Genomic DNA, 21,463 nt, shown 5'->3' with positions numbered 1-21,463 from the left:
ATAATGATAGCGAATGGTTTTGTATATTTGGCGCCATCCAAAGCCCATTGCGGCTAATGGCTTTTGTATCGGACAGACTGATATCAGTGTCGATAAACGCAAAATTAAACGCCTTGCTAATAAAATACAGCGCTTCGTGCGTTTTCATCAATTGCCAAAAGTGATTTGGGTCAGCCCACTACAGCGCTCGTTAAAAGTCGGAGAAATATTGGCGCCGCATGGCTTTCAATATCATGTCGCCCCTGAGCTGGCAGAGATTGATTTTGGCGGCTGGGATGGCAGGCCTTGGGCGCAAATTCCTAAACAACAGATTGATGATTGGTGTGATCATTTTGCAGATTTTGCCCCTAAGGGCGGCGAGAGTTTACAGCAGTTATTTGAGCGTGTGGAAAACTGGTTAAATGAGATGGCTGCGCAAAATAGGGGTCAAAAACCAGTATTAGCAGTCGGTCATGCGGGCTGGATAAATGCTGCCAGTATGATTGCCGCTCGGCAAGAGGCGCCAAAAATAGCGGCTGATTGGCCACAAGCAGTAAATTATTTACAATGCCGTAAACTAGTTTTTCAACCAAAAAAGCTGACTGTTTATAACAGCCAGCTTTTTGAGTAATGATTTTTCTATCTAATTTTTATAATCGTTTATCTTTCATCAATATAGCAATAAAAACCTCTAATCTATCTTATCAAACCATGCTTTATTGTCTTTAGGGCTCATAGAATCAAAGCTAACATAAATACCTTCATCGTCTAAGGTTGCATACCAATGGTCGGCATTATTGCCGGTCAATATCTGGAAATACTTATTATTTACAATCCTACCGACCGTATAGATTTCACCTTCTTTATAAAACTCGTTACCTTGGATGCATATTAATTTGTCATCAGTGTTTATCATATCGTCCCATTTTATCTATGGCTAAATACAGCTAGGATAGCAATAGCACTGAGATTAATGAAGATGACTTTATAAGCAGTATTTTATTATTAGGTATAGGTTATGCAGGTGTTTTATTACCAGTTATTGCTACACAATACTATTGTAAGTATTAATGAAATAGCATTTAGCAAATTTTAGAAATAAAAAAGCCAGCAACATGACGTTACTGGCTTTCTTAGACGGGTAGTAAGTTTACACTACCACCAAAAATTACTCTTCTGAGTAATCTTCGTTGTCGTCTTCAACTTCTTCAGCGGCATCTTCGTTGTCGCCATCTTCAGAAAGAATGGTTACTAAGATGCTAGCAGTTACGTCATGGTGTAGTTGAATATCAACATTGTATTCGCCCACTTGACGTAGTGTACCTTCAGGTAGCTTGATTTCAGCACGGTCAACTTCTAGACCTGAGTTAGTCAATGCTTCAGCGATATCGCGAGTACCGATAGAGCCAAATAGTTTGCCTTCGTCACCTGATTTAGCGCGCATGATAACATTAACGTCCGTTAACGCGTCAGCACGTTCTTGAGCAACCGCTACTTCTTTTGCTTCTTCAGCTTCAAGCTCAGCACGGCGTGCTTCGAACTTTTCAATGTTTGCTTTAGTTGCAGGTAGTGCTTTGCCCTGAGGGATAAGAAAGTTACGTCCGTAACCTGGTTTCACATCGACAGTTTCACCGAGTTTACCAAGGTTGACGATACGCTGTAACAAAATAATTTGCATGAGTCATTCCTAGTTAACGGTTAAATTACTGATGGTTGTCAGTATACGGAAGTAGCGCAAGATAGCGAGCTTGCTTGATAGCAGTGGCTAGCTGACGCTGATATTTAGTAGATGTACCGGTGATGCGGCTTGGTACGATTTTACCATTGTCACTGATGTACTGTTTTAGCAATTCAACATCTTTATAATCGATGTGAGTGATGCCTTCAGCAGTGAAACGGCAGAATTTGCGACGGCGATAGAAACGTGCCATGAGTATTCTCCTTTAATTAGTCTTCACTGTTGTCGTTGTCGTCGTTTTCACGATTGTCTGGACGACGAGTCGTTGCTTTGCGTGCGCGTTTTTCATCGGCATTCTTGGCTAACTGCGACTCTTCAGTGACAGCTTCGTCACGGCGCATAACTAGACTACGAATGATCGCGTCGTTATAACGGAATAATTCTTCAAGTTCAGCCAAAGTCTCACCGTCAGTTTCAACGTTGAAAAGAACGTAGTGAGCTTTGTGAATTTTGTTAATTGGGTAAGCCAATTGACGACGACCCCAATCTTCTAGACGATGGATCGTACCGCCGTTGTCTTGAACCAACTTGATATAGCGTTCAACCATGCCGACCACTTGGTCGCTTTGGTCTGGGTGTACAAGTAACACCAGTTCGTAATGTCGCATTATGACTCCTTACGGATTAGTAGCTATTAACCCTATGTTAATAGCAAGGAGATTTATAAGGTAAGCCCAAATCTTATCGAATTTTGCAAAAACAATAGGGGATAAGCTTAGTTTATAAAGCGCCGTATTATAACAGTACTCAGCCTTTAACACAAAGGTTAATCACTGAGCGTCTGTCAATAAATAATAAAAGACGTAAATATAAATTCTTCAATAAAAAAGCAGCGTATAAACGCCACTTTTTCATATAACCTTATGATATTTATAACAATCGTTTTTATCATAAACTTATAAACCCATTATTTTGCCTTGGGTTGTTTGACCAATTGGCTATTATCGGCTTTCACTACTAAGGTTTTAGCCAGTTTATCATGCCAACCGATGTTTTCAGGACTTTTTGAGGCCATATAATAATGAACAATAATAACCACAAAACCTAAAAAGCTAGTAAATGAGAATAATAAGTTATAAATAATAAACAGTAGTAGCGTACGCATGCCAATAAGCTTGCTAAAAGAAGGCAAGCGGTGGGTGCTTTGGTCAACGACGCGAATACCGGTAATCAGCTTACCAAGTGATTGTCCACGCAAGGTAATAAATACCAGCTGCAGCGCAAACAAACCAAACACCATCACTTGTGACATCATCAAAGTGCTGCTAGGAATACTTTCCATCAAGGTCATGGAATACTGATACGCGGCATCCATATCTTGGATGTTTTGAAATTTGGTATAGTCCACATCCATTTTGGTCAATGCCATGACCAGCGGTAAAATCGCTAATATATACAGTAAGCCATTTAGCGCAGTCGCTAACACCCGTGACATAATCGGCGCAAGCACCACATCACCGACGACTTTATCTTTAGGCGAGGCGGCTTTGACTGTAGCAGACTTATTCAATGATACATTTTTATTGGGTGTATATTGACGATTGGTGGTCATGTCCAGCTTGGTATTTTTAGCATTGTCTGCTGGACGTTCAGGCTTACCATACAATCTGTCTAGCGATATCGTTTTGTCATCTTTAGGGGTGCTACTAGCAGAATCTTCTGGGAAGATAGTGACGTTATTGATAATAGAGTCATTATCATCTGCCGACACTATAGGGGCAGGACGATAATAAGTCTGATTATTGGTTAAATTACCAACACGCTGCCACTGATCTAGGCCTTCATGCCACATCAAATCATCTAATACTACTTCACCTGAGGCGAGCATAATATTGAGCTGATCCAACGTGTATGGACCCGCTTGTACGTTATTTCGAGCAAGGAAAATCTGCATAATTGCCTACATAGTTAGTCATATCTTAAGTCACTTTTTCAAGCTACTTTCGCTCATACATTATATTAGGGTCTATTTGAAAAAATCAAATAGACCCTAATGGTAGTATATTAAATGACTCTGTCAATTAACGCTGTGACGTAACGTTACGTCTTATTTCGTTTCTTCGCCAGCTAAGAAGAACCAAGTATCTAGCACTGAGTCAGGGTTTAGTGACACTGAGTTGATGCCTTGTTCCATGAGCCAAAACGCAAGATCTGGATGATCTGATGGACCTTGACCGCAAATACCAATGTATTTGCCTGCTTTGTTACAAGCTTCAATCGCCATAGATAATAGCTTCTTAACCGCAGGATCACGCTCATCAAATAGATGTGAGACGATACCTGAGTCACGGTCAAGACCTAGCGTTAACTGAGTCAAGTCGTTTGAACCGATTGAGAAACCATCGAAGTGCTCTAGGAAATCTTCTGCTAATAGCGCGTTGGTTGGTAGCTCACACATCATGATGACGCGCAGACCATTTTCGCCACGTTTTAGACCGTTTTTCGCTAGTAGCTCGATGACTTCTTTGGCTTCGCCAACGGTACGAACGAATGGAATCATAATCTCAACGTTGGTCAAGCCCATCTCATCACGGACGCGTTTTAGTGCTTTACACTCAAGCTCGAAGCAGTCACGGAAGTTGTCAGACACATAGCGACTGGCACCGCGGAAACCTAGCATTGGGTTTTCTTCTGATGGCTCGTATAATTTACCACCAAGCAAGTTGGCGTATTCGTTTGATTTAAAATCAGACATACGCACGATAACTGGCTGATCCATAAAGGCAACGGCTAGGGTTGAGATACCTTCGACCAATTTATCCACATAGAAATCGACTGGTGAGGCATAACCGGCGATACGCTCATTGATCGCTTGGGCGATTTCACGTGGCAAGCTGTTCATGTTCAGTAGCGCTTTTGGATGCACACCAATCATACGGTTGATGATGAACTCTAAACGCGCAAGACCGATACCTTCGTTTGGCATTTGGGTAAATGAGAAAGCGCGATCTGGGTTACCCACGTTCATCATGACTTTGAATGCAAGCTCTGGCATAGATTCAACAGAGTTGGTCTGTACTTCAAAATCAATCTGACCTTCATAAATAAAGCCAGTATCACCTTCAGCACAAGAAACCGTCACGTCTTGACCATCAACCAATAATTCAGTGGCATTACCACAGCCAACGATAGCTGGAACGCCAAGCTCACGGGCGATAATAGCCGCGTGACAAGTACGACCACCACGGTTGGTGATAATCGCAGAAGCACGCTTCATGACGGGTTCCCAATCTGGATCGGTCATGTCTGATACTAAGACGTCGCCGTCTTCTACTTTGTCCATCTCGTTTAGGTTGCTAACGATACGTACTTTACCAGCGCCGATGCGTTGACCGATTGAACGACCTTCACATAGGATTTTAGCATCGCCAGTATTGATGATATAACGCTCCATGACGTTGCTGTCTTGGCGGCTCTTAACGGTTTCTGGACGTGCTTGAACAATAAAGATTTCACCGCTGTCGCCGTCTTTTGCCCACTCGATATCCATCGCTTGACCGTAATGCTTTTCAATAGTCATGGCTTGTTTGGCAAGTGAGTTTAGCTCTTCAGTGGTTAAAGAGAACTGCATGCGGTCTTGTTTTTCGACATCGACGGTTTTGACAGACTTAGTAGTGCTGCCTTCATCACCATAAATCATTTTCTTATGCTTGCTGCCTAGATTACGGCGAATGACTGCAGGCTTGCCATTTTCAAGCAATTTTTTAGAGATATAGAATTCGTCAGGGTTGACTGCACCTTGCACAACCATTTCACCTAGACCGTAGCTTGAGGTGATAAAGACCACTTGATCAAAGCCACTTTCCGTATCTAGGGTGAACATCACGCCAGCAGCGCCAGTTTCTGAACGTACCATGCGCTGTACAGCAGCAGATAGGGCAACGCCTTCGTGCTCAAAACCTTTATGCACACGATAAGAAATCGCGCGATCATTATATAAAGAGGCGAATACTTCTTTAATAGCAATCAGGACGTTATCAATGCCGCGAATGTTCAAGAAAGTTTCTTGTTGACCGGCAAATGACGCATCTGGCAAATCTTCAGCCGTGGCAGAAGAACGTACCGCAACCGCGATGTCTTCGCCGCCACTCATGGTTTCAAACGACTGGCGCACTTCTTGCTCAAGGTCGCTTGGCAGCTCTTGCTCAATAATCCAAGTACGGATTTTTTTACCAGTCTCAGCAAGCTTATTAACATCATTCACATCAAGGGTTTTAAGCTCGTTGTTGATTTTGTCAAGTAAGCCTGTTTCTGTCAAAAAGCGATTGAACGCATTTGAAGTGGTCGCAAAGCCACCTGGAACGCTGACACCCAAATCAGATAAATGGCTGATCATCTCGCCAAGCGAGGCATTCTTGCCGCCAACCATCTCAATGTCATCTTTTCCTAGCTGATCAAGATTGATTACAAGTGCTGTAGATTGCGCTGCCATGATAACTCCAGAAAATAAGGTTATTTAGTAAAGATTATAACGGTCGATTATACCCCTATATTTGGATAATTTCGATACCTAGAACCAAATAAATCGTCAAAAATATACAAATTGTGGCGTTTGCTACATATTTGCGCGGTCAAAACTCAATATTTGGTTGTTAGAATATAACAAAGAGTAAAATACAACTGGTTTTTAGAGAAAAAATTTGCTGATAAGAAACTTTCCTTTATAACCATACTATAGATGCATAAATACTCTTAATAGATATCTTTATTACATCGTGCTTACTAAGTGTACGCCTGTAACATTGATTTCTATTAGACAGCTATTGTGCGTATAATATAGGGCACAAGAAACTAACCGCTACAGATTTTCTGCGCTAAATAAAAGCGCCTATTGAGGTCTTAACCAAGGTGTTCACGTTATGTTTGTAAATAATCCGCCCGAAGCCGCCAAGCCGACCATTCAAAACAAACAAGCGTTGCAAGTAGATAACGACCAAAATATCAGAACGGCGTTTTTTATCTCTGATGGGACGGCGATTACCGCAGAAACCCTTGGACGCGCCATTTTAAGTCAATTTGCCTCTGTGCCTTTTGAAACTCGGGTGTTGCCTTATGTTGATAGCTTAGAGCGCGCCGAAGAGGCGGTCGAACAAATCAATATGGCCTATCAGCGCGACGGTTTGCTGCCCTTGGTGTTCGATACGATTGTTAGCCCTGAAATTCGTGAAAAAATCAACTCAGCGCATAGCTGTAATTTGGATATGTATGAAGGGTTAATCGGACGAGTCGCAGAAGAGACGGGCGTCGAGCCGGACGCGCATTCGGGTCATGCCCACGATAATGTCGATTCTGAAACTTATAAAGAACGTATCGATGCCGTGCATTTTGCGCTAGATAACGATGATGGTGCACGTACTCGTCATTATCATGCAGCAGATATCATTCTTATCGGTGTTTCGCGCTCTGGCAAAACCCCAACCTCACTGTATTTGGCGCTACAATTTGGTATTCGAGCGGCAAACTATCCGTTAACCGAAGAAGATTTAAACGACAATCAATTGCCAAAAGCCTTACGTGAGCATAAGCACAAGTTATTTGGCTTGTTAATCGATACCGATCGCTTAGTAAAAATCCGCCAAGAACGCCGCGCGGGCAGCCGTTATTCTAGCTATCAGCAATGTCAGCAAGAACAGCGCGCCATACAGGGCATTTATATCTCGCAAGGGATTCCGAGTCTTGATGTCTCTGAGATGTCTGTTGAAGAGATTGCCACACGTATCTTGCAGATGACGGGACTTAAACGCCGTATCGGCTAAAGGGATTAAGCAACAGCGTATAACGAATAACGAATAACGGCTATGGCGATAACGTAACTGTCGCCAATATTGCAAAATATCCTATCAGCACGTATGGTAGGCACGCTTTAGCGCTATGGGTCTAACTTGATCGTTACTTGTAGACATTCATAGCCTAAAAAATACACAGATTTATAAATTAATAAAAGAGGATACGATGGGAAGCAAACCGATAAGCGACGCGACCAATGACACGGGTAAAGACATTCATACCGAGGTGTCTAATAAAGAAAGCGGCCGCGCGCCGAACCCTGAGCATACTGAAGGTAAAACTAAAAAAGCAAAAATTGAGCAAACCCATGAGCAAGTCACTGAAGATATCATGCATCACCCTGATTTGGTCAATCCGCTTGATGATATCCGCATCGATATTAAAACTCCTTTTACTAAAGACTCGCAGCGCATCAAAGGCGATAAGCATAAGTATGAATATGACGCCGTTGTCCTAGGCGCAGGGCCTGCTGGTGAAGCGGCGGCGATGAAGCTGACCAAGGCCGGCAAAAAAGTTGCGGTGATTGATCCGCGTGAACAGGTCGGCGGCAACTCTACTCATGTGGGCACGATTCCAAGTAAAGCCTTGCGTCAATCGGTTTTTAACTTGATTAACTTTCGCCGCGATCCTATGTTTACCAAGGCGATGGAGTATCAGCAAGTACCTCTAAACCGCGTGCTCGCTAATGCGCGCCGCGTCATCCGTAATCAAGTAAGCACCCACACCCGTTTTTATGAGCGCAACCGTATTGATGTGATTCATGGTTGGGCAAGCTTTGTTGATGCGCATACTTTAAGTGTCGAAAAAGACGACGGCGTCTTTGAAACCGTGACCTTTAATAAAGCCATTATTACCGTTGGTAGTCGTCCTTATCGTCCTGATATTTTAGACTTTGACCATCCGCGCGTGTTTGACTCTGATAAAATCTTGCAAATGGATTATGTGGTCAAAAAAATCATCATTTATGGTGCAGGCGTTATCGGTTGTGAGTATGCCTCTATCTTTACTGGTCTTGGCTATAAAGTTGACTTAATTAATAACCAAAATCAATTGCTCAATTATCTAGACAGTGAGATTAGTGATGCCATCGCCCATGACTTTAGACAGTTTGGCGTCTTAATCCGTAGCAATGAAGAAATTGACCACCTTGAAACTCACGATGATTACGTGGTCTTGCATTTAAAAAGTGGCAAGCGTATCAAATCAGATGCCATTCTTTGGTCAAACGGGCGTTCGGGTAACACCGAAGGCTTAAACTTAGAAGCTATTGGGCTGGAAGCCAATAGCCGTGGTCAGTTAAAAGTAGATGATACCTATTGTACCGGCGTCGAAAATATCTATGCTGCTGGTGACGTCATTGGCTGGCCCTCATTGGCATCAGCGGCCTACGACCAAGGGCGCTGTGCGGCGGCGTTTATGGTTGGCGATAGCGATGCCGAGCCAGTATCAAGCGTGCCAACCGGTATCTATACCATCCCTGAGATTTCTTGTATCGGTAAAACTGAGCAAGAGCTGACCGATGAAAAAGTCCCTTATGAAGTCGGGCAGGCGTTCTTTAAACATCTGGCACGGGCGCAAATCATTGGTGAGCGTTCGGGCGTGTTAAAGATTTTGTTCCACCGTGAGACGCTTGAGATTTTAGGTATTCATTGCTATGGCAATCATGCCTCAGAGATTATTCACATTGGTCAGGCGGTCATGAAATGCAACAATACCCTTGAGTATTTTGTGAACACAACCTTTAACTATCCAACGATGGCAGAAGCCTATCGCGTCGCCGCTCTCAATGGTTTAAATCGCGTTTTTTAAACCAAACATCATCAAGTCAGATAAATAAAAAAGCGCCTGCTTCTTGAGTAGGCGCTTTTTTTTGAGGTATTTTTTATAGCATAAATGCCAATACTATCCATATATTTTTATGCTAAACAGCAGTTTTGCTTTGGCTCGTACGCCAGCGGAAAAGTAGCAGTAATAAAAAGTAAAATGCCCACAATCCTGCCAATGCATAAAAGCCAGTTGCGACTTGCGCCACACTCGCGCCCATTTGATTAAGCTGAACAGAGGTATTAATACCAGGCGTCGTCGGTATGACCCAGCGGATGATTTGTAAAAACTCTGGTAATTGATTGGCAGGCCATGGATATCCGCTGACAAAAAACATCGGTAGCGAGCTAAAAATCAAGATTTGCATACTGCGCTCACGCTGACGGAACCAGAGCCCAAACACACAACCAAGCGTGGCGACAGTTGGGCAAAATAGCAACAAAAATAACAAGCTGCCAAGCATGTTTTGACCACGTGGATAATGGTGCAGCTCAAAGGTCCAGCCATAATAAAAGCAGCCGATGATAAAGCTGAACATACTGAGCGCTGCAATACGGCCAAGCCAGCCGCGAATACTGGCGGCATGACGACGCTGCTCATACCAGGTGCCAATTAACATCGCTGTCGACATCAATAGGGTTTGTTGCAGAATAAGAATAGCGACCGCTGGCACCACATAAGCGCCGTAGCCTTCGGTTTGATTATATAAAGGGATGATTCTTAACGGTACCGCTTGGGTATTTGCCGCTGCGGTTGCAGAATACGCCCCTTGCGCCACGCTTTTTTTAATCTCAACGCCCGCTGAAACCGTACTAACCGCCTGCAAAAAACCCATTTGAACGTTTTTATTTAATAGAAAATAACCCCCATTGCCTAATACGCTGACGCTCGCTGCTTTGCCAGATAAGACTTGCTGCTCAAGTCCGCTTGGGATAATCATATATCCAGCGATGTCATCGGACCATATCGCTTCTTGAGCGTCTTGCTCATTTAAAAAACGCTTGGTATCGAGCTGCGGGCTAGCACTGGCATAACGAACGATGGTTTGAGACAGATTGGTATTGTCTTGATCGACAATACCAACGGGCACATGGTTGACCACTTCGGTTGAATACGGCCAAGGATAAAAGAAGCCATAAATAATCGGCGCAATCATGAGCAGTAGTAGCACGCCTTTATCAGAAAAGACGTCTTGGATAGTTTGCAAAAAACTGCCGAAAAAGCTTTGCGCTGGCGAATGACTTTTTGCCTCTAACATAGCACTAGAAGGCTGATTTTTTGTTGCTATGAGGTTTTCTTGAGATAAAGGTTCTTTTGGTGTCATAACCATTAGCGGGCCCCCCAGCGTTCAGGATGTGCGAGCGCGCGCTTGCTCAATAAGGCGGCTAAAAACATAGTAACAATCGTCGCAAGCGTCAGTCCATAGACGATGGGTAATGAGATGGCAACCGGCGCTTGCATTTGTAATTGCGCTATATGCAGCTTAAGGTAATGGGTCAGTGGTAAGGCATCCGACCAATGCTGAGCGTTTTTACTGATGGCGATATAGGGAAATGTTACCCCAGCAAAGGCATAAGAAGGCGCTGAGATAAATCCGGTTGACGATAAACCCATGCGTAACGAAAATGAGGTTAAGGTAAATATCGCACCCAGCCAAAATGACAACATCATTAGCAATACAAGGCCAATATAAGTCGCAATAATGGAGCTGATAGCAACCGCTTGCTGCGGCGCGGCGAGCCATAACGCCAAAACTGACCATAAGCTATAAGCCAGCATGGGCCAAAAGTACTTACCCAATAAACCAAAGAGCAAAACTGATACACTAGCTTTTCTTGGCTTAGGATCTTCAATGAATGTTTGATTATCTTCAGTTAAGACTGAAACGGCCGTGGTCTGACGGTCTTTATTTTGGCTACCTTGAGTCTCATTGTCTTTAATAGTGGTTAAATCAGGCTGACCACCATTAATAAAGTCATACCAAATACCGATTTTCTTATCGCGCAATTCACGCCCAATGGTCGTCGCGCCAATGACCATGGCTAAAATATGCAGCAGTGCTGGGATAACGGTTGATGCTAAAAACTGTTGATAGTCGGTTGCTGCATTAAACAAACTGATGCGTTGAATACCAATGGGCGAGTAAGCAATCGCTGCTTGCGAGGGTGCCATGCCTTTTTTGACCAAACGCTGTATCTCAACGCCTGCCGATAGCGTCCCAATCACCGATTGGACACTGGTTTGGATAATGCCAGAATGAGTACCGTATTGGGCATTTACTTGCAATACAATCGGCGCCGGTTTACTCGATGAGATATTGCGCGAGAAATCCTCTGGAATAATAACCACCGCATAGATATCACGTTGCAGGAGCGCTGCTTCTACTGCTGCTGGCGAGTGATAAAGCTGTCTGACCGTCAGGTTTGGGTTGGCTTCCAAATAACGCACCGCAGTATTGGCAACAGGACCACGATCGTTATCCACGACGCCAATGGGTAAATCGGTGATTTGTATTTGTGAAAAAATCCACCAAATCAAGAGCACGGTCGCAAGCGGTATCCAGACCACCATGCTTAAATCCCACGGATTTTTGGCTAAAAACCGGCGCTCGTAGCCAGCACTACGTATAAAGGCGCCGATTAATCCGCCGCGTTGCCCGTTTTGCTCAGTCAGGCGCATGGTTTACTCTTTGGTCTGATTGGCAAGGGCTGGATTGATATTGACAACCACGCTCATCCCCGAGCGGATACGTCTATCAGGTGCTGATGGTCGCGCTTTAACTTCAAAGGTGCGCACATCAAAGCCATCGTTGTTGTTGGTCGGACGCCAAGTAGCAAAGTCAGATAAGGTTGAGGTTGCATAAACGGTAAACTGCTTGGTATAAGGCTTTTCAGGCGAGGATAAAGCAGGAATCGTACCCATAAAACGCTGCCCTATGGCAAACTGGTTTAAGTGGGTTTCAGTGACGTTAAGTACTACCCATTGATCGTCGGTATTAACCAAAGTTAGGATAGGCACACCTTGCCCAATGACTTCGCCCGCGTTGACGATGACATTATCCACGATACCGGCAATTGGACTTTTTAGATTGGCTTCTTCTTTAGCGACCAGTGCTTCTTCTAGTTGCGCATCGACTTGGGCAACCTGCGCTGTCGCGGCAGACTTGTCTTCGCTGCGAGCGCCTTCTTTTGCCAAATCATATTGCAAGCGCGCCGCTTCTGTCTTATCTTGAGTCGCTAGATATTGCGCATAAGCTTCATCGCGCTTTTGCCGTGCCATCAGACCTTCTTCATAAAGACGATTGACGCGCTGATAAGTATTTTCTGCCAAATCAGACGCCGCTTTATTGGCTTGCCAAGCCGCTTTTGCTTGGGCAATTTCTTGTGGGCGGGCGCCGTTTTCTGCTTTATCAAGCTGGCTTTGCGCCATTTGCTTGCCAGCACGCGCCTGATTGATTTTAGCGTTAATCTCAGGTGAGTCCATTTCAATAAGCTGCTGACCGACCGTTACCGCATCACCTTCTGTGACCATGATTTGTGCAATACGCCCCGGTACTTTTGCAGCAATAGACGTTTGCTGCATTTGCATTTGACCTTGTAAGGTGATGACTTCAGGCTCATTGTGTTGATTGCTTTTATACAAACCATAAGCAATTGCCCCTAATATAAGCAGCACAAGGAGTACCAAAATCGCCTTTTTAATTCCGGCAGATTTATCCGCGTTTGCAGGCTCGCGTTTATAAGGTGGCACCGCTTGTTCTTGGTCAATATCAGTGCTGTCGATTCTATTAGTGCTATCGACGCTATCAGCACTATCAAAGCCGGCTGCAGTCGGTTTAGTACCATTAATCGCATTAGCATCAACGGGCGTTTGCTCATGATGACTGCGGTTTGTTTCAGTAGCTTGGTCTGTAGCAGGTAGTTTGCGTGAGTCGCCTGATTCGTTATTAGATTCAGTCATGACAGTGAGATTCCTAAAGCGATAAAGTCGATAATAAGCAGAATAGTGTTGGCGTTATTTAATCTTAGCAATTCATATGATTGTTGAATACGGTTTACTAAATAAGCTACTTGTCATATAGGGTTGGTAGACGTATATCAGCGGCGTTCAAGTAAGCATTAAAAGCAAGCGGCGTACCGCAGCTTTGCATCAAGGCGGCAAGCGACTGGACATAAGTATTTGCTGCTTGCGCTTGTTCGGTGCGCGCTTTGAGGTATTGTGTCTGAGCTTGTACCACATCGATGGGCGTATTCAGGCCTTCTTGTAGCCCAAGTTGACGTAAGCGCAATACCTCTGCTGCCAAATCTACATTGCTTTGCAAGGCTTGATAGCGCGATTGGGCGTTATTGACATCATGCCAGTTTTTTTCGACGAGCAATAACAGGTTGTCACTGACTTCTATCTCTGACAAATCTGCTTGGCGTATTTTGGCATTACTAGAAGCTAAAGACGCCTTTTTATCTAACCCGCCCCAAAGCTTCCAGCTGGCTGAGATACCAGCGACCCAACTGGGGTCTTTTTCTACTTGGCTATAGCCATAAAGCATGACCGTAGGTTTGTAACCCGTATCAGATAGCGCATGTAACTGCTGCGCTTGCGCTCGTTTGGCGGCAACTTTTTGCAAACCTGGATGATTATTCAGTGCTAAGTCTTGAAAGTAATTTACATCAGGCAGAGGACGGCTTGAGACAAATAAAGGCGTGCTGGGTTTGATACGATAATCGGTACGTAAAAGCCGCTGCAGCGCCATCATTGCCAGACGCGCATCATTATTAGCATTGACCGATTCGCTTTTTGCATCGGCGAGCGCCGACTGGGCTTCTAAGCGATCGACACGGGAGATAAACCCTTCTTCAAAAAGCCGCTGCGCCATATGGTCAACTTGCTGCACCGTATCATAAGCATCGTCACGTAAATAAGCGGCAATAATCGCCAACTGTGCCTTAAAATAACGCTCAATTAAGGTGTTGTACAGCTCATTTTTATCCAAAATACTATCGGCGACGGCTTCTTGGGTGCGAGCAGTGGAAGCGCCTGTTAATGCTGCTGTACGTCCAGCGGTATAAATGGGCCATACCACGCCAAGGCCTGCGCCCGTCGTTGAACCCGAACGTTTCAAATCGTAAGTATCTGGGATACGGTCACCGACCAATTCCCCAAAGTCTGGCAAATTTTCTATGTCTATCGGCGGGTCGATAACATCAATACTACTATTCACATCGTTGATAATACCGTTTTTAATTGACGATAAATCAACATCGGCGTCCAAGTTATAAGCAGTGGCGGAGGCGCGCGCAAATACTAACGGATGGTCGATGGTCTTTAACGCATCGGTTTCATATTCACTGGCAGCAATCGCGGCTTGATTGGCGGCGATTTTCGGTGAAACTTGCAATAAAATATTTTGCGCTTGCTCAAGACTAAGCAGACTCGATACTTCTAAAGGATAGCTATTTTCAATGCTTTTATGGGTAATAGGATCGATAAGGGTGGTCAAATAACCATTTGGCTCAGCTTTAACTGGCTGTGTTTCTATCGGCGCGGCTTTATTTTTTATAATGCTGTTTTGCGCAGGGTTTTTATAAGTTTGAGTTATTTGAGTGCCGTTTTCTTGAACACTGTTTTTAATACCACTACTGCCTTGCAGGCTGCTTGGTGTATCCGCGTCAACAATTTGCGTCACGACAACGGGCGCTACTTCATTTTGGGACGTGTTAATATCATCATTGGCGTTTGCAGAGTGAGGCGCGGCTAAGCCCATGAGCGTAACCGTCATCACCGCAGTAGACAGAGTCGATAAAGCAAATTTCATAAGTCACATAAGCCATTAATTAGAATGCAAAGTGTTTAAAGCGCAAAATTTCTAGTAAGTAGTCAAATAGGGCAATATTATAGACCATTAATAGAAAGCAAAAATTGGTTATTCATAACAAAGCGTACACTGTAGTGGCACAATGGTGACGGGTCAATGCTCACTATTTGCTTATTTTGCGTTGAATGGGCATCAGTTTTATGTTAAGTGTCTAGCTCTAAGGCAGATAATAGCATTATTTATGAATTGGTTTATAAATCAGTGATAAAACCTGATAAAAATTAGCCGATAAAAAACAACATTATATAAAATAGGATGCGAGTAATGGCAGGATATATTTTAGCGCTAGATCAAGGTACGACGTCGAGCCGCGCAATATTGTATGACGACCATGCCCGCCCGATTAAAATGGCCCAGCAGCCGACGACTTTGAAAACCCCGCAGGCAAATTTTGTTGAGCAAGATGCGCAGCAGATTTGGCAAACGCAGATTAGCTGTGCTTATGATGTGATTAATCAAGCAGGGTTGCTAGCCACCGATATCACCAGTATAGCAATTACCAATCAGCGCGAGTCTATCGTGATGTGGGATAAGAAAACGGGCAAACCGCTAGCGCCCGCCATTATTTGGCAAGACCGCCGTACTGCCAGCTATTGTAAAACGCTTGCTGCGAAAAGCCCGAGCGCTAAGACGGATAACAGCCATGATGATATGGCCAGTGAGATTCAACGTCTCACAGGCTTGCGTTTGGATCCATATTTTAGCGCCAGTAAAATTGCATGGCTGTTAGAAAACGATCCCAAATTAAGAGTCCGCGCTAATAAAGGCGAAATCGCGGTCGGCACTATAGACAGCTGGCTTATCTATAAATTAACCGGCGGCGAGCATGTCATTGACGTCACCAATGCTTGTCGTACCTTATTATATGATATTCATAAACTGGCATGGTCGGAGGAGCTATGTACCTGCTTTGGGATACCGATGAACATATTGCCCAAGATACTACCGTCTGATGGCGATTTTGGTAAAACCAAAAAAGGACTGTTTGCTAAACAAATCCCCATTCAAGCGGTATTGGGCGACCAGCAAGCGGCGCTGTTTGGGCAAGGTTGCCTCAATGCAGGCATGGCAAAAAATACCTATGGCACCGGCTGTTTTATGCTGATGAATATTGGTAAAGAGCCGAAACTGAGCGAGCATAAGTTACTGACGACCATTGCTTGGCAACGCAAATCAACGCCAACCCGCCCAGACAATCTATCCTTTGATCAAATTGTGCAGTCTGGCAGACGCTTGCTACAGCCGCCCAAAAGAGAAGTCACTTATGCCTTAGAGGGCAGTGTTTTTATGGCGGGCGCTATCGTGCAGTGGTTGCGTGACAATCTTGGCATGATTCAACGAAGCAGTGAGGTTGAGCATCTAGCGCGGCAAGTAGATAGTAGTGAGGAGGTGGTATTGCTCCCAGCATTTACAGGGCTTGCGGCGCCTTATTGGCGCTCAGATATCAATGCCAGTATTACTGGTATGAGCCGCGGCACAACCAAAGCCCATATTGCGCGCGCGGCTCTCGAGGCCATTGCCTATCAAACTTACGATGTGCTGATTGCCATGCAAAAGGACAGCCCGCATCCTTTGACTGAATTAAGAGTGGATGGCGGTGCGGCGAATAACGACTTGCTCATGCAGTTTCAAGCCGACTTATTAGGCGTACCAGTGCTACGCCCTAAAGACACAGAGATTACCGCTAAAGGTGCAGCATTATTAGCCGGATTAAAAACCGGTTTATACGATGAGACTACGATACAAGCCTCGTGGCAGATTGACCGCATCTTTGAGCCTGAGATGTCTGCGGATAGGCGTGAACAGCATCTTGATAAGTGGCAACAAGCGATTGATAGAGCGCTAAAAGTCTTATAAATATTTCAATGAAAATTAAAGTTTTAGTGAATAGACGCTTATAAATTACTCAAAATCCTCTGCTGCCCTACAAAATAGTGATAAAGATACAGGCTGTAACGCAAGGCAATCGTAACTTGGACATAGTTTACATAATCTGTGTATCGGTCGTTATCCATAAGTTCCTATACTTTAGATGAATTAAGCAACACTGCTGATTTATAAAAGTTAATTCTTAACAATTATTTTTATTGGTTAATTCTAATATTACTTAGTTTGTTAAATTTAACGCTTTATAAATGAGTGAACAATAAATCTAATATATAACAAATAATTTAAGGATAATATTATGAATAACGATGGACGTATTACCGACCCTAATAACCGCGTAGTGAATGATGATTATGTTGAAGTGGGCGACAGAGAACGTATTATCGATGATAACGATCGCCGTTTAGCAGGCACTGACCGTGATATTAATGGCAATAGAGTTGTCGGTCATGAAAACGACAATATCATCAATGACCATGATGCTATTGACCGTACTGCCGTTAAGCATATGACGAAGGAAAGCAGAGAAGATTTAAACGCCGATCCAATTACAGGTGAGCCAGGTTCACATCCAATTGGTACTGGTATTGGTGGTGTTGGCGGGGCAGCAGCAGGCGCGGCAATTGGTACAATGGCAGGTCCATTAGGTACTTTAATTGGCGGAGCTATTGGTGCTATCGTTGGTGGCGGCGTAGGTCATGCAGCAGCAGAAGCGATTGATCCTACTCGTGAAGAAGCTTACTGGCGCGCAGAACATGCCAATGCCGATTATTACCGTGAAGGTCACGACTTTGACCGCGATTTACACCCAGCGTATGCAGTAGGTTATGCAAATCGTGCTCGTTATCCAGCTGGTGCTCGTTTTGAAGACCATGAATCAGACTTAGAGCGCTCATGGCATGAAGTGAAAGGTGAGTCGCGCCTAGAGTGGAATGAAGCACGCCGTGCCTCACGTGACGCATGGAACCGTGTATCGTAATAAAGCGATGAGTTCATAGATACTGGCTATAAGTCAGGTTAGCCTTAAAAAATGAAGGATAAGTTACGTTTTGTTGAACTGCTTTTTGCTAAACATATAAGTTAAGTTTAACTAATGAGGTATTTAATATAAGTAAGCAAAGGATAAGAAAACTTACTCCTTCATTACTAGAGTTAGTTTGATTGTAGAACTGGCTCTGCTAACTCATAAATATAGTCAGTTTTATGTTATTTTAAAGCTTCCAAAGATGTCTTTGGAGGCTTTTTTAATGTATATTATTATGTATGAATATAGAGTGGTAAAAGGTTATTTTAGAAAATAGCCATTATTAAACAAAGACAATCATCAAAAACAGTTACTCGTAAAAAAGACAATTATTAAAAATAAGGTGGTGTTCTAAAAAGTATGCTGGCGATAGAAGTCAATAAGAAATCTATGCTAAGTTCTCTGATTCTATAGGGCTTTCAAGGCTTCAAAAATTGTTCAAGTTTTAATCAGCATACTTTTTGACACACCACCAAAAATAAAAATAATAATAATAGGTAATTCATGGTTAATAACGCTGAAGACAATAGCCCTAAGCAATTTTATATAGCAACGGCCAATTTACTTAATTTTGCTAACCCTAATCGAATTTATTATGAAAACGCGCCGGCTTATAGCGATAACGAATACCAGCATAAGCTGCACGGCATTACCGACTTACTGGCAAAGGCCCATGCTGATATTATAGCCGTACAAGAAGTATGGGACAGTCAGGCGCTTGAAGCACTGGCAGTAGGGTTAGGATTCAAACCTGAGCATGTGGTTATTCCGCTGGCAAGTAATGATAAGGCCAGTCCTTATACCCAAGGCAAAGGCGCGCAACATACGCCAGCTGTCGGAATTATTACGCGTTTTGAGCAGTTAGAAAACACTTTGTTAGAACAGGTAGAACCAAAAGCGGTCATTGATATTCCTGATATCGGTCTTTATCAGCGCTTTAATCGTCCGCCGCTTGTATTACGAGTCAATGCCTTTGGACAACCGATTACGATTGTCACCGCGCATTTAAAAAGCAAACGGGCTTTTTTCCTACGCGATGAAAACGGTCAGTTGCTAGAGGATATGGACGATCCAAATATTCGCGTTCGTGCCAAGCTGCGTAGTTTGTGTATGCGCGCCGCAGAGGCCGCTTCTATTCGTATGTCGATTATTCAGCGCCTGCATCATACGCGTGAGCCACTGATTTTATTAGGTGATATGAACGATGTCACCGGTAGCGTGACCACCCAACTGATGAGCGAGACAGGCGAAGTCAATTATGATAAAAGTATGCGCGATGTCGCGTTATTTGACGCCGCTCGTATCCAAGCACGTTATGGTTGGATGAAAGATGTTGCTTATACCCATATTTATCAAGGTATGCCTGAAGTAATTGACCAGCTGTTTGTTTCAGAAGAGTTTTTACCTGATAGTAAGTTTTCGCTTGGTCAGGTTGAACGAGTTGACTATTTTAATGATCATTTAAAGTGGGATTATGCCGATAGAGTCATCGATCATGGTATTATAAGAGCGAAAATTAAACTTCACAATTAACCCTGTTTACTTAGTAATTAGTGAGTTATTTTTTAACCTATTCATGTCCCTTGCTTGATAGTTTACAAGCGTTTATCATGCTGCTTCATTTTAGTATAGTAGCGGTGCTATTGGCCCAAATTGCCGGTTGATAGAAAATAGTCCTTCGATTTAGGACAAATACTATCTGATGAAGACTATATAAAGTTAGGGCCTAACCTTAAGAGATTTATGATGATTGAAAATAAAGACGACAAGATTGAAGATGTACTGGTAGATTCTGAGCTGGCGAAAAAGCTAGTGCCAAATAAATTCAAATTTACCAGTCAACAAGGTCGCGCACGCCGTCAAAAACTATTGATGGGCGCGAAAAAATTGAGTGAAACTCAAGCAATTAACGACATCACTTTGGCAGCTGTCTGCGAAGAAGCGGGTATTCCAAGAGCTTCTGCTTATCATTTCTTCCCTAATATCGAAGCGATATTTTTAGCACTGCGTTTTTTAAATGCCATCGATATTTTAGAAGTGCTGACAACGGTTGAAACGGTTGATTATGACAGATGGCAAGCGTACTTGACCGCGTTGATTGAGCGCTGTGTACAAATATTTGATGAGGATCAAACCAAAGCTAAATTGATTTATGACACCAATACGCCTGATTTTGAAGGGGATAGTTATGGTGAGCATATGGACAATCAAGTGGTGCAATTGGTCTATAAACGCTTATCAGAGCGTTATGAGATGCCAAAATTCGAAGATATTCAAGATGTATTATTGATTACCTTTAGCATTATTAATGCCATCTTTACAGTTTCTTATCGCCGTCATCAAAGCATTACTGATAAGTATTTGCAAGAAGCCAATACGGCGTCTATCGCTTATCTGCGTTGCTATTTGCCAGAAAAATTACCGCGTAAAAACCGTTAATTTTTATTGAGTTAGACAAGAGTTTTGAGCCAAATGACGAATATAAAAAAGCCGACATCAAGTCGGCTTTTTTTTACGCGTCTTTATGAGGGTTTATTAATCGTTTAGTCTTTTAATAGGGTGCTTGATTTTTATTGATTGTCGGTAATATCTGACCATTGCAAGTATTATCGCTTGAATCTAAAGGAGCGTGTTCTTCATAATAGCGCACGATAAGCGCTTCTAAAGCGACGTTCGCTTTTGAATCATGAGTATTTACAAATGCCTCGCGCGCTTGCTCAAGCCAGCGGTCTGCCATACGAAAGTGACTGTTCGATGATTTTGCGCCGCGCTCACACTGATCGGTAGCTGCCCATATTAATGAGACTTCGCTAAAGGCGATTTCGCGTGGCGCACTATTGATACCGCCGCTATCTTTAAGAGCGCTTAATGTTGCCCATAAATCAGGACGCATGAGCGCAGAAGTAGACGGAATGTCTTCAATAAGTGCAAGCTCTTCAACCTTATCATTTTTTAACGCTTGCAAGATATTTTCTGCCGTTTGGGCAGCTTCCACACCAACGTCTGAGCGACTATTCATACTGTCTTTATGATTTGCATAGTTTAGCCAAGCTTGGGCTTTGTAAGCAAAGTATTGTTGCCGCGCGCTCATGTTTTTTTGTTGATAAGTTTGTAATTCGTTCAGCATGCAATCCATAGCACGCTGCTGTACGCTTTGTGATTTAGAAGGTGCTAGAGTTTTAGTATCGTTGCTGCTGCGACAGTAATCTGCTGTCTTTAATGTATTCTCTTTTGGCGTAAGACTTGTAGTTGATACACAAGAAACCGCTGACAATAGTAACGCAGCTGATAAGACAGTATATAAAGGTTTTTTATAGCCAGTGGCTTGAATGCTAGTGCGAGGCATAAGAAC

General features: G+C 43.4%; 18 protein-coding genes. 7 read left to right on the top strand and 11 right to left on the bottom strand.

Annotated features, from left to right (window positions below):
- The first annotated feature begins 13 nt into the window (after positions 1-13).
- A complete protein-coding gene (locus tag RAH45_RS08395) occupies positions 14-610 on the top strand; it encodes a histidine phosphatase family protein (RefSeq protein WP_201591358.1) in 597 nt (198 codons plus the stop codon).
- A gap of 60 nt (positions 611-670) precedes the next feature.
- On the opposite strand, the gene RAH45_RS08390 is transcribed toward RAH45_RS08395, so the two are convergent.
- From RAH45_RS08390 to ppsA, 6 genes are all read right to left on the bottom strand, one after another.
- A complete protein-coding gene (locus tag RAH45_RS08390) occupies positions 671-895 on the bottom strand; it encodes a hypothetical protein (RefSeq protein ID WP_144298031.1) in 225 nt (74 codons plus the stop codon).
- A 252-nt stretch (positions 896-1,147) separates the two neighbouring features.
- Positions 1,148-1,657, bottom strand: a complete 510-nt coding sequence (gene rplI, locus RAH45_RS08385) for a 50S ribosomal protein L9 (protein WP_068404825.1) — start codon at positions 1,655-1,657, stop codon at positions 1,148-1,150.
- A 25-nt stretch (positions 1,658-1,682) separates the two neighbouring features.
- Positions 1,683-1,910: a 30S ribosomal protein S18 gene (gene rpsR, locus RAH45_RS08380; RefSeq protein ID WP_068404827.1), complete on the bottom strand. Its 228-nt coding sequence runs from the start codon at positions 1,908-1,910 to the stop codon at positions 1,683-1,685.
- A gap of 16 nt (positions 1,911-1,926) precedes the next feature.
- On the bottom strand, positions 1,927-2,325 hold the full coding sequence (gene rpsF, locus RAH45_RS08375; protein ID WP_068404828.1) for a 30S ribosomal protein S6: 399 nt from the start codon (positions 2,323-2,325) through the stop codon (positions 1,927-1,929).
- 299 nt (positions 2,326-2,624) lie between these two features.
- Positions 2,625-3,611, bottom strand: coding sequence for an RDD family protein (locus RAH45_RS08370; RefSeq protein ID WP_306495153.1), 987 nt, complete (start codon positions 3,609-3,611; stop codon positions 2,625-2,627).
- A gap of 153 nt (positions 3,612-3,764) precedes the next feature.
- Positions 3,765-6,149, bottom strand: a complete 2,385-nt coding sequence (ppsA, locus tag RAH45_RS08365) for a phosphoenolpyruvate synthase (protein WP_068404830.1) — start codon at positions 6,147-6,149, stop codon at positions 3,765-3,767.
- A 427-nt stretch (positions 6,150-6,576) separates the two neighbouring features.
- On the opposite strand from ppsA, the gene RAH45_RS08360 reads away from it, so the two are divergent.
- Both RAH45_RS08360 and sthA read left to right on the top strand, forming a co-directional pair.
- A complete protein-coding gene (locus tag RAH45_RS08360) occupies positions 6,577-7,473 on the top strand; it encodes a posphoenolpyruvate synthetase regulatory kinase/phosphorylase PpsR (RefSeq protein WP_068404832.1) in 897 nt (298 codons plus the stop codon).
- A gap of 196 nt (positions 7,474-7,669) precedes the next feature.
- Positions 7,670-9,313, top strand: coding sequence for a Si-specific NAD(P)(+) transhydrogenase (sthA, locus tag RAH45_RS08355; protein ID WP_068404833.1), 1,644 nt, complete (start codon positions 7,670-7,672; stop codon positions 9,311-9,313).
- 112 nt (positions 9,314-9,425) lie between these two features.
- Here sthA and RAH45_RS08350 read toward each other — a convergent pair whose 3' ends face one another.
- The 4 genes from RAH45_RS08350 to RAH45_RS08335 form a co-directional block, all read right to left on the bottom strand.
- On the bottom strand, positions 9,426-10,586 hold the full coding sequence (locus RAH45_RS08350; RefSeq protein ID WP_227678314.1) for an ABC transporter permease: 1,161 nt from the start codon (positions 10,584-10,586) through the stop codon (positions 9,426-9,428).
- A 71-nt stretch (positions 10,587-10,657) separates the two neighbouring features.
- Entirely contained in the window at positions 10,658-12,007 is a 1,350-nt protein-coding gene (locus RAH45_RS08345; protein ID WP_068404835.1) for an ABC transporter permease, read from the bottom strand.
- A 3-nt stretch (positions 12,008-12,010) separates the two neighbouring features.
- Positions 12,011-13,288 (bottom strand): HlyD family secretion protein, encoded by a 1,278-nt coding sequence (locus RAH45_RS08340; RefSeq protein WP_306495152.1) that lies wholly within the window; start codon positions 13,286-13,288, stop codon positions 12,011-12,013.
- Between the two features lie 106 nt (positions 13,289-13,394).
- On the bottom strand, positions 13,395-15,140 hold the full coding sequence (locus tag RAH45_RS08335) for a TolC family protein (protein WP_306495150.1): 1,746 nt from the start codon (positions 15,138-15,140) through the stop codon (positions 13,395-13,397).
- Positions 15,141-15,464: 324 nt separating this feature from the next.
- On the opposite strand from RAH45_RS08335, the gene glpK reads away from it, so the two are divergent.
- From glpK to RAH45_RS08315, 4 genes are all read left to right on the top strand, one after another.
- Positions 15,465-17,057, top strand: coding sequence for a glycerol kinase GlpK (glpK, locus tag RAH45_RS08330; protein WP_306495149.1), 1,593 nt, complete (start codon positions 15,465-15,467; stop codon positions 17,055-17,057).
- A gap of 538 nt (positions 17,058-17,595) precedes the next feature.
- Entirely contained in the window at positions 17,596-18,066 is a 471-nt protein-coding gene (locus tag RAH45_RS08325; protein ID WP_225211729.1) for a glycine zipper domain-containing protein, read from the top strand.
- 549 nt (positions 18,067-18,615) lie between these two features.
- Positions 18,616-19,644 carry an endonuclease/exonuclease/phosphatase family protein gene (locus RAH45_RS08320; RefSeq protein ID WP_201591348.1) on the top strand — a complete coding sequence of 343 codons (1,029 nt, stop codon included), beginning with the start codon at positions 18,616-18,618 and terminating at the stop codon, positions 19,642-19,644.
- Positions 19,645-19,857: 213 nt separating this feature from the next.
- Entirely contained in the window at positions 19,858-20,550 is a 693-nt protein-coding gene (locus RAH45_RS08315) for a TetR/AcrR family transcriptional regulator (RefSeq protein ID WP_238060396.1), read from the top strand.
- Between the two features lie 112 nt (positions 20,551-20,662).
- On the opposite strand, the gene RAH45_RS08310 is transcribed toward RAH45_RS08315, so the two are convergent.
- Positions 20,663-21,457 (bottom strand): hypothetical protein, encoded by a 795-nt coding sequence (locus RAH45_RS08310; RefSeq protein ID WP_306495148.1) that lies wholly within the window; start codon positions 21,455-21,457, stop codon positions 20,663-20,665.
- Between the last annotated feature and the right edge of the window lie 6 nt (positions 21,458-21,463).

The organism is Psychrobacter sp. van23A (genome assembly GCF_030845275.1).
In the GTDB taxonomy this organism is placed as follows: domain Bacteria; phylum Pseudomonadota; class Gammaproteobacteria; order Pseudomonadales; family Moraxellaceae; genus Psychrobacter; species Psychrobacter faecalis.
Note: the sequence above shows the minus strand (reverse complement) of the source record. Positions and strands in the feature narration are given on the sequence as shown.